13 protein-coding genes are annotated in these 13,823 nt (G+C 55.7%); 12 read left to right on the top strand and 1 reads right to left on the bottom strand.

The window, feature by feature from the left end; all coding sequences use genetic code 11:
• The first annotated feature begins 91 nt into the window (after nt 1-91).
• The 4 genes from ftsY to rpoH all read left to right on the top strand — a co-directional run bounded on the left by ftsY (nt 92) and on the right by rpoH (nt 4,496).
• Nucleotides 92-1,729: a signal recognition particle-docking protein FtsY gene (ftsY, locus tag K6958_RS01295; protein ID WP_249893000.1), complete on the top strand. Its 1,638-nt coding sequence runs from the start codon at nt 92-94 to the stop codon at nt 1,727-1,729.
• Between the two features lie 5 nt (nt 1,730-1,734).
• On the top strand, nt 1,735-2,400 hold the full coding sequence (ftsE, locus tag K6958_RS01300; protein WP_249893001.1) for a cell division ATP-binding protein FtsE: 666 nt from the start codon (nt 1,735-1,737) through the stop codon (nt 2,398-2,400).
• Complete coding sequence (gene ftsX / locus K6958_RS01305) at nt 2,393-3,376, top strand: permease-like cell division protein FtsX (protein ID WP_249893002.1); 984 nt, start codon at nt 2,393-2,395, stop codon at nt 3,374-3,376. The genes ftsE and ftsX overlap by 8 nt, the downstream gene beginning before the upstream one ends.
• A gap of 262 nt (nt 3,377-3,638) precedes the next feature.
• The gene (rpoH, locus tag K6958_RS01310) at nt 3,639-4,496 is read left to right on the top strand and encodes an RNA polymerase sigma factor RpoH (RefSeq protein ID WP_249893003.1); all 858 of its coding nucleotides are present in this window, start codon (nt 3,639-3,641) and stop codon (nt 4,494-4,496) included.
• 94 nt (nt 4,497-4,590) lie between these two features.
• Here the strand turns inward: rpoH and panM are convergent, their stop codons facing one another.
• A complete protein-coding gene (gene panM / locus K6958_RS01315) occupies nt 4,591-4,986 on the bottom strand; it encodes an aspartate 1-decarboxylase autocleavage activator PanM (protein WP_249893004.1) in 396 nt (131 codons plus the stop codon).
• A gap of 402 nt (nt 4,987-5,388) precedes the next feature.
• On the opposite strand from panM, the gene K6958_RS01320 reads away from it, so the two are divergent.
• The 8 genes from K6958_RS01320 (at nt 5,389) to ugpE (ending at nt 13,820) form a co-directional block, all read left to right on the top strand.
• Entirely contained in the window at nt 5,389-6,504 is a 1,116-nt protein-coding gene (locus K6958_RS01320; protein ID WP_249893005.1) for a branched-chain amino acid ABC transporter substrate-binding protein, read from the top strand.
• Between the two features lie 127 nt (nt 6,505-6,631).
• Complete coding sequence (gene livH, locus K6958_RS01325) at nt 6,632-7,558, top strand: high-affinity branched-chain amino acid ABC transporter permease LivH (protein WP_249893006.1); 927 nt, start codon at nt 6,632-6,634, stop codon at nt 7,556-7,558.
• Nucleotides 7,555-8,829: a high-affinity branched-chain amino acid ABC transporter permease LivM gene (locus K6958_RS01330; RefSeq protein ID WP_249893007.1), complete on the top strand. Its 1,275-nt coding sequence runs from the start codon at nt 7,555-7,557 to the stop codon at nt 8,827-8,829. The genes livH and K6958_RS01330 overlap by 4 nt, the downstream gene beginning before the upstream one ends.
• A complete protein-coding gene (gene livG, locus K6958_RS01335) occupies nt 8,826-9,593 on the top strand; it encodes a high-affinity branched-chain amino acid ABC transporter ATP-binding protein LivG (RefSeq protein ID WP_249893008.1) in 768 nt (255 codons plus the stop codon). Before K6958_RS01330 ends, livG begins: the two co-directional genes overlap by 4 nt.
• A 1-nt stretch (nt 9,594) precedes the next feature.
• Entirely contained in the window at nt 9,595-10,308 is a 714-nt protein-coding gene (gene livF / locus K6958_RS01340) for a high-affinity branched-chain amino acid ABC transporter ATP-binding protein LivF (protein ID WP_249893009.1), read from the top strand.
• Nucleotides 10,309-10,686: 378 nt separating this feature from the next.
• Complete coding sequence (ugpB, locus tag K6958_RS01345) at nt 10,687-12,006, top strand: sn-glycerol-3-phosphate ABC transporter substrate-binding protein UgpB (RefSeq protein WP_249893010.1); 1,320 nt, start codon at nt 10,687-10,689, stop codon at nt 12,004-12,006.
• 84 nt (nt 12,007-12,090) lie between these two features.
• Complete coding sequence (gene ugpA / locus K6958_RS01350) at nt 12,091-12,978, top strand: sn-glycerol-3-phosphate ABC transporter permease UgpA (RefSeq protein WP_249893011.1); 888 nt, start codon at nt 12,091-12,093, stop codon at nt 12,976-12,978.
• Nucleotides 12,975-13,820, top strand: coding sequence for a sn-glycerol-3-phosphate ABC transporter permease UgpE (gene ugpE, locus K6958_RS01355; protein WP_249893012.1), 846 nt, complete (start codon nt 12,975-12,977; stop codon nt 13,818-13,820). The genes ugpA and ugpE overlap by 4 nt, the downstream gene beginning before the upstream one ends.
• The last annotated feature ends 3 nt before the right edge of the window (nt 13,821-13,823 follow it).

Here is a 13,823-nt window from a genome sequence, read left to right on the forward strand (position 1 = left end):
GTGTTAGACTAATGAATTCTTTATCAGGTTATTTTTTCAGCCCGGCGCAACAGACGACCGGATGAAAGCCATCGAGGAGTGTAGTCACACAATGGCAAAAGAGAAAAAGCGTGGCTTTTTTTCCTGGCTGGGTTTTGGTCGTGAAGAAACGCCTGCGCAGCCAGAAGAACAAAAAGAGACGTTAACGGAGCACCCGGAAAACGCTGCCGAAAACGCAGAGTCCACGACAGACAAGCCGGACGCCGGGAAGCTGGCTGATGAGATCGTCACGACAACCGAAACCGTGGCGCGCGCAGCGCAGCCGGAAACGGTAAAAACCGAGGCGGCAACGCCGTCAGACGCGAGCCAGCCGCAAGAAGAGATGCAGCCGGTTAGCGCCGTTGCGTCGGTAGAGGAAGAGATCCTGCCGGAAGAAGCGCAGCCGGTTGACGCCGTAGCGCCGGTAGAAGAAGAGCTCCTGCCGGAAGATGCGCAGCCGGTTGACGCCGCAGCGCCGGTAGAAGAAGAGATCCTGCCGGAAGAAGCGCAGCCGGTTGGCGCCGCAGCGCCGATAGAAGAAGAAATCCTGCCGGAAGAGCCGCAGGCTGAGGCGGTTGAAGAGATTCTGGCGCAAGAAACGGCGCCTGCCGAAGAGAAAGATGCAGTCGTCGCAGCGGAAGTCGCGGCAGCGGTTGAGCTGGCTCCGACGGAAGAAGAGCGCGACGAAGCGCCGCTTTCCGATGAAGAATTGGCTGCGCTGGCGCTGGCTGAGGCGCCGGAAGAAGAGGCGGAGATCGTCGCCGCGCCCGTTGAGCAGGAGCGCCCAACCAAAGAGGGCTTTTTTGCGCGTCTAAAGCGCAGCCTGGTCAAAACCCGTCAGAACCTCGGCTCCGGGTTTATCAGCCTGTTCCGTGGCAAGAAAATCGATGACGAACTGTTTGAAGAGCTGGAAGAGCAGCTGCTGATTGCTGATGTCGGCGTGGATACCACGCAGCGCATTATCAACAGCCTGACGCAGCAGGCGAACCGCAAACAGCTGCGTGACGCCGAAGCGCTCTACGGTCTGTTAAAAACGGAAATGGCCGAGATTCTGCATAAGGTCGAAGCGCCGCTGGATATGGCGGGCAAAACGCCGTTTGTGATTTTGATGGTCGGCGTCAACGGCGTAGGTAAAACCACCACCATCGGCAAGCTGGCGCGTCAGTACCAGGCTGAAGGCAAATCGGTGATGCTGGCGGCGGGCGATACCTTCCGTGCGGCGGCCGTCGAGCAACTGCAGGTATGGGGCGAGCGCAACCATATTCCCGTAGTGGCGCAGCATACCGGCGCGGATTCCGCCTCGGTGATTTTCGATGCGATTCAGGCCGCCAAAGCACGCGGCGTGGACGTTTTGATCGCCGATACCGCAGGGCGCCTGCAAAATAAAGCGCACCTGATGGAAGAGCTGAAAAAAATCACGCGCGTGATGAAAAAGCTGGATGAAAACGCCCCGCATGAGGTGATGCTGACGATTGATGCCAGCACCGGCCAGAATGCGGTCAGTCAGACTAAGCTGTTCCATGAAGCGGTGGGCCTGACCGGGATTACGTTGACTAAACTGGATGGTACGGCAAAAGGTGGCGTTATCTTCTCGGTAGCGGACCAGTTTAGCATCCCGATTCGTTTTATCGGTGTCGGAGAAGGCATCGATGATTTGCGGCCGTTTAAGGCCGAAGATTTTATTGAGGCACTGTTTGCCCGAGAGGATTAACCAGGATGATTCGCTTTGAAGAGGTCAGTAAGGCTTATCTCGGCGGTCGGCAAGCGCTGCAAGGGGTAGATTTTCATCTGCATCCGGGCGAAATGGCGTTTCTGACCGGTCATTCCGGCGCAGGGAAAAGCACCCTGTTGAAGCTGATTTGCGGCATTGAACGTCCCAGCGCGGGCCATATCTGGTTCAGCGGACACGATATTAGCCGTCTGAAAAATAGCGAGGTGCCTTTTCTGCGCCGTCAGATCGGTATGATCTTTCAGGATCACCATTTGCTGATGGATCGCACGGTCTATGACAATGTGGCTATCCCGCTGATCATTGCCGGCGCCAGCGGCGAAGATATTCGCCGTCGCGTTTCGGCGGCACTGGATAAGGTCGGCCTTCTCGACAAAGCGAAAAACTTTCCTATCCAACTTTCGGGCGGCGAACAGCAGCGCGTGGGCATAGCACGCGCGGTGGTCAACAAGCCTGCGGTGCTGCTGGCCGATGAACCGACCGGTAACCTCGATGATGCGCTGTCGAATGATATTTTACGTCTGTTTGAAGAGTTCAACCGCGTTGGCGTCACGGTGCTGATGGCGACGCACGATATGGGGCTGATCGGCCGTCGCAACTATCGGGTGATGACGCTCAGCAATGGCCGACTGCATGGAGGCGATCGTGGCTAATAAACGCAACAGGCGCGTGCCGGCGCCGAAAACCAAACAGCCGTCGAAAAGCAAAGCGCTGAAGGGCGGCTGGCAGGAACAGTGGCGTTACGCCTGGCGCGGCACCCTGTCGGATATGTGGCGTCAGCCGCTGGCTACGCTGTTAACGGTGATGGTTATCGCTATCTCGCTAACGCTGCCCAGCGTCTGCTATATGGTATGGAAAAACGTTAGCCAGGCGGCGGAACAGTGGTACCCGGCGCCGCAGCTCACGCTTTATCTGTCGAAAACGCTGGATGACAGCGCGGCGGAGAATGTGGTGGCGACGCTGAAGAAAGAGCCGGGCGTGGCCAAAGTGAATTACCTGTCGCGTGAAGAGGCGCTGGGTGAATTCCGTAACTGGTCAGGCTTTGGCGGCGCGCTGGATATGCTGGAGCAGAATCCGCTGCCGGCAGTGGTAATCATCACGCCGGAAATGAATTTCCAGAATGAGAAAACCCTGCAAACGCTGCGCGACCGCGTGCAGCATGTTGAAGGCGTAGACGATGTGCGCATGGATGATAGCTGGTTTGCACGGCTGGCTGCGCTGACCGGGCTGGTAGGCCAGGTCGCAACCATGATCGGCATCCTGATGGTAGTTGCGGTGTTCCTGGTGATTGGCAACAGTGTACGCCTTAGCATCTTCGCCCGTCGCGATACGATTAACGTGCAGAAACTGATCGGCGCAACTGACGGCTTTATTCTGCGGCCTTTTCTGTATGGCGGCGCGCTGCTGGGATTTGGCGGAGCGTTGTTGTCATTAGTTTTGTCTGAAATTTTGGTTTTCCGGCTGGAATCGGTAGTAGCGCAGGTGGCGGCGGTATTTGGCACTACATTCCGCCTGAGCGGACTATCCTGGGATGAAAGCCTGCTGCTGCTGCTGCTGTCGGCGATGATTGGCTGGATAGCCGCCTGGCTGGCGACGGTACAACATTTACGTCGTTTTACGCCACAATAGCGATTTTTTGGTATACTCTTCCTCTGCTGCATGACACTTGTGCGGCAGAGGAAATCCGCCCGGATTTCTCCCTGCCTGTCACAATCATATCGTCCGTATCTTGTGTATAAAATATTCACGATATAAATTGAACTTGTGGATAACTTCATTATCTAATGAAGCAGCACAGATTGCTTTGGGGTTTCGTTGCCGATTCCTGTACCCTGGTGAATCGCGCAAAAGGAAATCGTGCGGCAATGTTAATAATTATGTGAGGGTTTGAATGACCAAAGAAATGCACACTTTAGCTATTGCTCCTCTTGGTAACCTGGAATCTTATATTCGGGCCGCCAATACCTGGCCGATGCTAACGGCAGAAGAGGAAAAAGCGCTGGCTGAACGGCTGCATTACCAGGGCGATCTGGATGCGGCTAAAACGCTGATCCTGTCTCACCTCCGCTTTGTTGTTCATATCGCTCGTAACTATGCGGGCTATGGCCTGCCGCAGGCGGATCTGATTCAGGAAGGGAACATCGGCCTGATGAAAGCGGTTCGTCGCTTTAACCCGGAAGTAGGGGTTCGCCTGGTTTCATTTGCCGTTCACTGGATTAAAGCGGAAATCCATGAATACGTGCTGCGTAACTGGCGTATCGTGAAGGTTGCGACCACTAAAGCGCAGCGCAAACTGTTCTTTAATCTGCGTAAAACCAAGCAGCGTCTGGGCTGGTTTAATCAGGATGAAGTAGAAATGGTGGCGCGTGAGCTGGGCGTGAGCAGCAAAGACGTACGTGAAATGGAATCGCGTATGGCTGCGCAGGATATGACTTTCGATCTGACCTCTGAAGATGAATCAGGCGAAGGCAAAAGCATGGCGCCAGTGCTTTATCTGCAGGATAAAACCTCTGACTTTGCCGACGGCATCGAAGAAGACAACTGGGAAAACCATGCGGCAGATAAACTGAGCGATGCGCTGCAGGGGCTGGATGAGCGCAGCCAGCATATCATTCGTGCCCGTTGGCTGGATGATGACAATAAAACCACGCTGCAGGAGCTGGCCGATAAATACGGTGTTTCAGCGGAGCGCGTGCGTCAGCTTGAGAAAAACGCAATGAAAAAATTGCGGATGGCCATTGAAGCCTGATGCTTCATTAGGGTCAGGGGCGGCTTAACAGGCCGCCCTTTTTTATGGGCCTTTATTGATAATATTAAGCTGTTTTCAGCAGTAAATGCGCTGATTATTCGACGTTATAGACCCAGCCGTCAGCCTGGGTGCGAAAGCCGCAGGATTGCATAAACGCGGCAATCACCTGCTGATCGGCCTCGCCGTCATCGGCCATCCACCAGTGCGTCACCGACGAATTTTGCGCGATAACCTCTTCCAGTAAATATTGACCGACGCCACGACGGCGGGTCACCTCCCTGACTTCCAGCTTTGACAGTTCACCCTGCGTGCCGCGTATATTCAGCTCCACCGCCGCCAGCAGGCGCTCATTAAAACGTGCAGCGTACAGCCGATGATTTTCGTTCAGCTTTTTTTCTAGCGCATCACAGTCAACGCCAGGCCAGATTTTGCCGAGATCGATACGATCCTGCGCACCCAACTGTAGCAGTCGGATAATAGTAAGTTTCATGAAATAACCAGCCCCGGGGTAAAAGGCATATTGTAGCGAAAATGTTCAAAAAATGACGTGTAACTTTTTCTGTACGAAAACGAAGCAATCTGTTTTTTGCTGCGCCGTTATTCCGGGTAAACACTTAAGTCAGGCCATAGTGCCAGCATAACGCGCTGGCTAAATGGCTAAAATGCCATCATAACTGCCAGATGATTGTCCTGTAGCAAAGGCGTAATTTTGATTATCTCAGTTGATTTACAGAATAAAATTCCTGTTTAATGGACTGAAAATAAAGCCTTATTTATAAAAATGGCGGGCTTATATTCCTAACTCGTTAACATTAAACAAGTTTTGTTCTATGACCTGCTCAAAATAATCACAACGCACATCACAACAGACACAACAGATGGGGAAGTCAGGATGAAGATAAGTAAAGGTCGCGTAATGCTGGCAGGGTGTATGGCGCTGGCAATGAGCCAGGCTGCGCTGGCGGAGGATATCAAAGTCGCCATTGTGGGGGCGATGTCAGGACCGGTGGCGCAATATGGTGATATGCAATTTACCGGCGCCACACAGGCGATTGCTGACCTTAACGCCAAAGGCGGCGTGAACGGCAATAAGCTGGTGGCGGTGAAATATGATGACGCCTGCGACCCCAAGCAGGCGGTCGCGGTGGCTAACAAAGTGATTAACGAAGGCATTCGTTACGTTATCGGCCACCTTTGTTCTTCTTCCACCCAGCCTGCCTCTGATATTTATGAAGATGAAGGCGTGTTGATGATTACCCCGGCCGCCACCGCCGCCGATCTGACTTCCCGCGGCTATCAACTGATTATGCGCACCACCGGTCTGGATTCCGATCAGGGTCCGACCGCCGCGAAATATATCCTCGACACCATCAAACCCCAACGCATCGCGATCGTGCATGACAAGCAGCAGTACGGCGAAGGTCTGGCGCGCTCGGTGCAGGAAAGCCTGAAAAAAGCCAACGCGCCGATCGCGATGTTCGAAGGTATTACCGCAGGCGATAAAGACTTCTCTACGCTGATTGCGCGTCTGAAAAAAGAGAACATCGATTTCGTCTACTTTGGCGGCTACTACCCGGAAATGGGCCAGATTGTGCGGCAGGCTCGTGCTGCCGGTCTGAAAACTCAGTTTATGGGCCCGGAAGGGGTAGGCAACGCATCGCTCTCTAATATTGCCGGCGCGGCGTCTGAAGGCATGCTGGTGACCCTGCCGAAACGCTATGACCAGGTAGAGGCAAACCAACCGATCGTTAACGCCATCAAAGCGAAAAAGCTGGATGCCACGGGTCCGTTCGTCTGGACTACCTATGCGGCGCTGCAGTCGCTGGCGGCTGGCATCGAGCGTAGCAAAAGCGAAGAGCCGGCGGATATCGCTAAAAACCTGAAAGAAGGCCAGCCGGTACCCACGGTAATGGGCAACCTGAACTGGGATCAAAAAGGCGATCTGAAAGGGTTTGAATTTGGCGTGTTCAAATGGCACGCCGATGGCACCTCAACCGCAGTGAAGTAAAGCGCGCATTTAGATAGTGGCCGTTCGGGGTCAGGCGCGCCTGGCCCCTGTTCTATCCTGCACTTCGTGAAGACGGACGTTTTTTTGCTGCTGGCGGTGCCTGCGCAGCTTTGTTGGGGTTTATCTTATGTCCGAGCAGTTTCTCTATTTTGTTCAGCAGTTGCTTAATGGCGTGACCTTAGGCAGCACCTACGCGCTGATCGCCATCGGCTACACCATGGTGTACGGCATCATCGGCATGATCAACTTCGCGCATGGCGAAGTGTATATGATTGGCAGCTATGTCTCCTTTATCGTGATTGCCGCCCTGATGATGGTCGGTATTGATGTCGGCTGGGTGTTAATCGGCGCCGGTTTCCTGGCGGCGATTGTGATTGCCAGCGCTTATGGCTGGAGCATTGAACGCGTCGCCTATAAGCCGGTGCGCTCTTCCAAACGCCTGATTGCGCTGATCTCTGCCATCGGCATGTCTATTTTCCTGCAAAACTACGTCAGCCTGACCCAGGGATCACGCGATCTCGCCTTGCCGGGCCTGGTCAGCGGCCAGCTGACGCTGGGCGAAAGCAACGGGTTCGCCGCCACCATCAGCACCATGCAGGTGGTGATCTGGCTGGTGACCTTCCTCGCCATGTTGGCGCTGACGCTGTTTATCCGCTATTCCCGCATGGGGCGCGCCTGCCGCGCCTGCGCCGAGGATTTAAAAATGGCCAGCCTGCTGGGCATCAATACTGACCGGGTCATCTCCCTGACTTTCGTGATCGGCGCGGCGATGGCGGCGGTGGCGGGCGTGCTGCTGGGTCAGTTTTACGGTGTCATTAACCCCTATATCGGTTTTATGGCGGGCATGAAAGCCTTTACCGCCGCGGTCCTGGGTGGCATCGGCAGTATTCCCGGCGCGATGCTGGGCGGCCTGGTGTTAGGCATCGCCGAAGCGCTAACCTCCGCCTATCTCAGTACGGAATATAAAGATGTGGTCTCTTTTGCGCTGCTGATTGTGGTACTGCTGGTTATGCCGACGGGTATCCTCGGTCGTCCGGAGGTAGAAAAAGTATGAAGCCCGCTCACTTTTTTAATGCCGTTATTTCGGCATTAATGCTGTTAATCCTTGCTGCCTTCTTTATGGGCATGCGCCTTAATCTCGACGGCACGCGGCTGGTGGTGAATAACGCCGGCAGCGTGCGCTGGAACTGGATCGCCATCGGCTGCGCCGTGGTGTTTGTCTTCCAACTGCTGCGCCCGCTGGTGGGGCGCAGCCTGAAGCGCGGCGGTCGTGGCGGCTTTGTGCTGCCGAGCTTTGACGGCAGCACGCCGAAGCAGAAGCTGCTGGCGCTGCTGTTTATCGTGGCGGCGGTGATCTGGCCATTTATCGTCTCGCGCGGGACAGTGGATATTGCCACGCTGACGCTGATTTACGTGATGCTAGGGCTGGGGCTGAACGTGGTGGTGGGGCTTTCCGGCCTGCTGGTGCTGGGCTATGGCGGTTTTTACGCCATCGGCGCCTACACTTTCGCGCTGCTTAACCACTACTACGGGCTGGGATTCTGGCAGTGCCTGCCGCTGGCGGGGCTGGTTTCCGCGCTGTTTGGCCTGCTGCTGGGCTTTCCAGTGCTGCGCCTGCGCGGCGACTATCTGGCGATCGTCACGCTCGGCTTTGGCGAAATCGTGCGTATTCTGTTGCTAAACAACACCGCCATTACCGGCGGTCCGAACGGCATCAGCCAGATCCCGAAACCAACCTTTTTCGGCCTGGAGTTTAACCGCAGCGCGCGCGATGGCGGCTGGGATACCTTCCACCATTTCTTTAACCTGAAATACGATCCCAGCGACCGTATTATTTTTCTTTATCTGGTGGCGCTGCTGCTGGTGGTGTTAACGCTGTTTGTGATCAATCGCCTGCTGCGCATGCCGCTGGGTCGCGCCTGGGAAGCGCTGCGTGAAGATGAGATCGCCTGCCGTTCGCTGGGCCTTAGCCCCACGCGCATCAAGCTGACCGCCTTCACGATCAGCGCCGCGTTTGCTGGTTTCGCCGGCAGTCTGTTTGCCGCACGTCAGGGCTTTATCAGCCCGGAATCCTTTACCTTTGCCGAATCGGCTTTTGTGCTGGCGATTGTGGTGCTGGGCGGCATGGGTTCGCAGTTTGCGGTGATTTTGGCGGCGATTCTGCTGGTGGTCTCGCGCGAGCTGATGCGCGATTTGAATGAATACAGCATGCTGGTGCTGGGTGCGCTGATGGTGCTGATGATGATCTGGCGTCCGCAGGGATTATTGCCGATGCAGCGTCCGCATCTGAAGCTGAAGGGCGAGCAACAAGGAGAGCAGGCATGAGTCAGCCTTTATTAACGGTGGAAGGCCTGATGATGCGCTTTGGCGGCCTGCTGGCGGTAAATAACGTGGCGCTGGAGCTTTATCCGCAAGAGATCGTGTCGTTGATTGGTCCGAACGGTGCGGGAAAAACCACGGTGTTTAACTGCCTGACCGGTTTTTATAAGCCGACCGGCGGATCGATTCGTTTAGGCGATCGTCAATTGGCCGGACTGCCGGGCCAACAGATCGCGCGCATGGGTATTGTGCGCACCTTCCAGCATGTCCGCCTGTTCCGTGAGATGACGGTGATTGAAAACCTGCTGGTGGCGCAGCATCAGCATCTGAAAAGCGGGCTCTTTGCCGGCCTGCTGAAAACGCCCGCTTTCCGACGCAGTGAAAGCGAGGCGCTGGATCAGGCCGCTAACTGGCTGCGGCGCGTCGGACTGTTAGAGATGGCTAACCGGCAGGCGGGTAATCTGGCCTATGGTCAGCAACGGCGGCTGGAAATCGCCCGCTGCATGGTGACGCGCCCGGAAATTCTGATGCTGGATGAGCCGGCGGCGGGCCTGAATCCGAAAGAAACGCATGAACTGGATGAGCTGATTGCCGAACTGCGCGGCGAGCATAAGGTTACGGTGCTGCTGATTGAGCATGATATGAAGTTGGTGATGGGCATTTCCGATCGCATCTATGTCGTTAACCAGGGAACGCCGCTGGCAAACGGCACGCCGGAAGAGGTACGTAACAACCCGGACGTGATCCGTGCATATTTAGGTGAGGCATAAAATGGCGAATCCGATGTTAACGCTTAACAAGGTTAGCGCGCATTACGGCAAGATTCAGGCGCTGCATCAGGTAAGCCTGGAGATAAATCAGGGCGAAATCGTCACGCTGATCGGTGCCAACGGCGCGGGAAAAACCACGCTGTTGGGTACCCTGTGCGGCGAGCCGCGCGCCTCTGAAGGCACCATCTCCTTTGATGGTAAAAATATTACCGACTGGCAAACGGCGCGCATTATGCGCGAAGCGATTGCTATCGTGCCGGAAGGGCGCCGGGTCTTTTCGCGGATGACGGTGGAAGAGAACCTGGCGATGGGCGGTTTTTTCGCCAGCCGTCAGGAGTATCAGCAGCGAATTGCTCAGGTCTATGAGCTGTTTCCGCGCCTGCATGAACGGCGTATTCAACGCGCAGGCACCATGTCGGGCGGCGAGCAGCAAATGCTGGCGATTGGGCGCGCGCTAATGAGCCAGCCGCGGTTGCTGCTGCTGGATGAGCCTTCGCTGGGGCTGGCGCCGATTATCATTCAACAGATTTTCGATACCATTGAGCAATTGCGCCAGGAGGGGATGACCATCTTCCTGGTAGAGCAAAACGCTAATCAGGCATTAAAGCTGGCTGACCGCGGCTACGTGCTGGAAAACGGTCACGTCGTGTTGGAGGACAGCGGCGATGCGCTGCTGGCTAACGAGGCTGTGCGCAGCGCTTACCTTGGCGCCTGATATCACACGGCAGGCGACACCCAAAGCCCGAAGATGCTTTAAGCAGGCGACACCGAAGCTCAGGGCAGGCGGGGTTCCGGCCAGAAGTAAAGCGTCCCGCGCCATGGAAGGCGCGGGCCGAGCCTGTCATGGATGACGGCAGTTGCTTTACGGAAGGCCGGAACCTCGCTTGCGTCTCCGCTCGTCCGGCAAAACCTTTACTCCTGGCATCCTCAACGCGTTCATCGTTCAGCGCCCGTTTCCGCCCGCCCAGTGCAACCTCGCTGTCATCTTTCCGTCACCTGCTGGTTATCTCACCGTCATTTTTCCGTGTCATGTTACGTTGCGAACAAAAAAAGTGTGTTTTTACGCATACCTACAATGTCACAGGAAAATGCTATGTCCTCCTTTACGTTTCGTCATACCGCTCTCAGCATGGTGCTGGGGTTGGCACTGAGCGGCAACGCCCTGGCCGCGACGGAAATTCCGTTCTGGCACTCCATGGAAGGCGAATTAGGCAAAGAAGTTGACTCACTGGCTCAACGTTTTAACCAGGCACATCCCGATTATAAAATCGTACCGGTTTATAAAGGCAACTATGAGCAGAGCCTGGCCGCCGGTATCGCCGCGGTACGTACCGGCAAAGCGCCAGCGATTTTGCAGGTTTACGAAGTCGGCACCGCTACTATGATGGCTTCTAAAGCGATCAAGCCGGTGTATGAAGTGTTTAACGATGCGGGCATCACCTTCGATGAATCGCAGTTTGTTCCCACGGTCTCGGGTTACTATACCGACGCGAAAAGCGGTCATCTGCTGTCGCAGCCGTTTAACAGCTCTACGCCGGTACTCTATTACAACAAAGACGCCTTTAAAAAAGCGGGATTAGATCCGGAGCAGCCGCCGAAAACCTGGCAGCAGCTGGCAAAAGATACCGCCGCGCTGCGTCAGGCGGGCATGAAATGCGGCTACGCCAGCGGCTGGCAGGGCTGGATCCAAATTGAAAACTTCAGCGCATGGCACGGGCTGCCGGTGGCTACCGAAAATAACGGTTTTGGCGGCACCAGCGCTGAGCTGATTTTCAATAAGCCGGAACAGGTGCGCCATATCGCCATGCTGCAAGAGATGAACAAAAAAGGTGACTTCACCTATTTTGGCCGTAAGGATGAATCTACCGAGAAGTTCTATAACGGCGACTGCGCCATCACCACCGCTTCATCCGGCTCGTTGGCGGATATACGTCAACATGCCAAATTCAATTATGGCGTCGGCATGATGCCGTATGACGAAAGCGTGCCTTCCGCGCCGCAAAACGCCATTATCGGCGGGGCCAGCCTGTGGGTGATGCAGGGCAAAGACAACGCCACTTACAAAGGCGTCGCGGAATTCTTACAGTATCTCGCTCAGCCGGAAAACGCCGCCGAATGGCATCAGAAAACCGGTTATCTGCCGATCACCAAGGCCGCTTACGAACTGACGCGTCAGCAGGGCTTCTATGAGAAGAACCCGGGCGCAGATATCGCTACGCGCCAGATGCTGAACAAGCCTCCGTTGGCTTTCACCAAAGGTTTACGCCTCGGCAATATGCCGCAGATCCGCACCATTGTTGATGAAGAACTGGAAGGCGTCTGGAGCGGCAGCAAAACCCCGCAGGCCGCGCTTGATTCCGCCGTCCAGCGCGGCAACCTGCTGCTGCGTCGCTTCGAACAACAGGTGAAGTAAGCAGACGCCGGGCCGCTGCGGCGGCCCGGCTAGCGCTGCGCTATGTTACGCACCGCCCGTGCCGATCTGTTATGGAATTACTGCATGTCGAGTTCTCGTCCCGTTTTCCAGTCACGCTGGCTGCCCTGGGTACTGGTTTTCCCTCAGTTGCTCATCACGCTGATCTTCTTTATCTGGCCTGCCGGCGAGGCGCTTTGGTACTCAGTACAAAGCGTCGATCCCTTTGGTTTTTCCAGCACCTTTGTCGGGCTGGAGAACTTCAGCCGCCTGCTGGATGACGCTTATTACCTTGAATCTTTCTGGACCACGCTGCTTTTCAGCGCGTTGGTCACCGGCTTTGGGCTGATGATTTCGCTGCTGTTCGCCGCGCTGGCCGATTATGTGCTGCGCCTGAAGCGCTTTTATCAGACGCTGCTGTTGTTGCCCTACGCGGTTGCGCCCGCAATCGCCGCGGTGCTGTGGATGTTTTTATTTAATCCCGGCATCGGGCTAATAACGCACTTCTTGCAGAGCCTCGGCTACAACTGGAACCACGCCCAGAATAGCGGTCAGGCGATGTTTCTGGTGGTGCTGGCCTCGGTATGGCAGCAGATCAGCTACAACTTTCTGTTTTTCTTCGCTGCGCTGCAGTCAATTCCGCGTTCTCTGGTAGAGGCGGCCGCTATTGACGGCGCCGGGCCGGTGCGCCGTTTCTTTCATCTTTCCCTGCCGCTGATCGCGCCGGTGAGTTTCTTTCTGCTGGTGGTGAATCTGGTTTACGCCTTTTTCGATACCTTCCCGGTGATTGACGCCGCCACCCAGGGCGGCCCGGTGCAGGCCACCACTACCCTGATTTATAAGATTTACCGTGAAGGCTTTGCTGGTCTCGATCTCTCTTCATCGGCGGCGCAGTCGGTGGTGCTGATGTTGCTGGTGATTGTCTTAACCATTATTCAGTTCCGCTACGTCGAGCGTAAGGTGCGTTATCAATGATTGAGAACCGTCGCGGGCTGGATATTTTCAGCCACGTTATGCTGATTTTAGGCATTCTCACCATTCTGTTCCCGCTCTGGGTAGCCTTCGTGGCCGCTACGCTGGATAACCAGCAGATTTTTCAGGTGCCGATGACGCTGGTGCCCGGTACACAGCTATGGCACAACCTGCGCGAGATCTGGCTGCACGGCGTCAGCAGCAACAGCGCGCCGATGAGCCTGTTGCTGTTGAACAGTACGCTAATGGCGCTGGGCATCACCCTTGGCAAAATCACCGTTTCGATGCTTTCCGCCTTTGCGCTGGTCTGGTTTCGCTTTCCGCTGCGCAACCTGGTGTTCTGGATGATTTTTATCACTCTGATGCTGCCGGTTGAGGTGCGTATTTTCCCCACGGTGGAGGTAGTGGCTAACCTGCAACTGCTCGACAGCTACAGCGGCCTGACGCTGCCGCTGATGGCCTCCGCTACCGCTACTTTCCTGTTTCGACAGTTTTTTATGTCGCTGCCCGATGAACTGCTGGAGGCGGCGCGTATTGATGGCGCCGGCCCGATGCGCTTTTTCCGCGATATCGTGTTACCGCTGTCGCGCACTAACCTGGCGGCGCTGTTCGTCATCACCTTTATCTACGGCTGGAACCAGTATCTGTGGCCGATTCTGATTACCAGCGAAACAAAAATGGGCACGGCGGTGGCGGGCATTCGCAGCATGATCTCCTCCGGCGAAGGCACCACCCAATGGAATCTGGTGATGGCAGCGATGCTGCTGACGCTGATCCCGCCGGTGCTGGTGGTGATGGTAATGCAGCGGGCGTTTGTCCGTGGTTTGGTTGAGAGCGAGAAATAAACT

This window comes from Mixta hanseatica, assembly GCF_023517775.1.
In the GTDB taxonomy this organism is placed as follows: domain Bacteria; phylum Pseudomonadota; class Gammaproteobacteria; order Enterobacterales; family Enterobacteriaceae; genus Mixta; species Mixta hanseatica.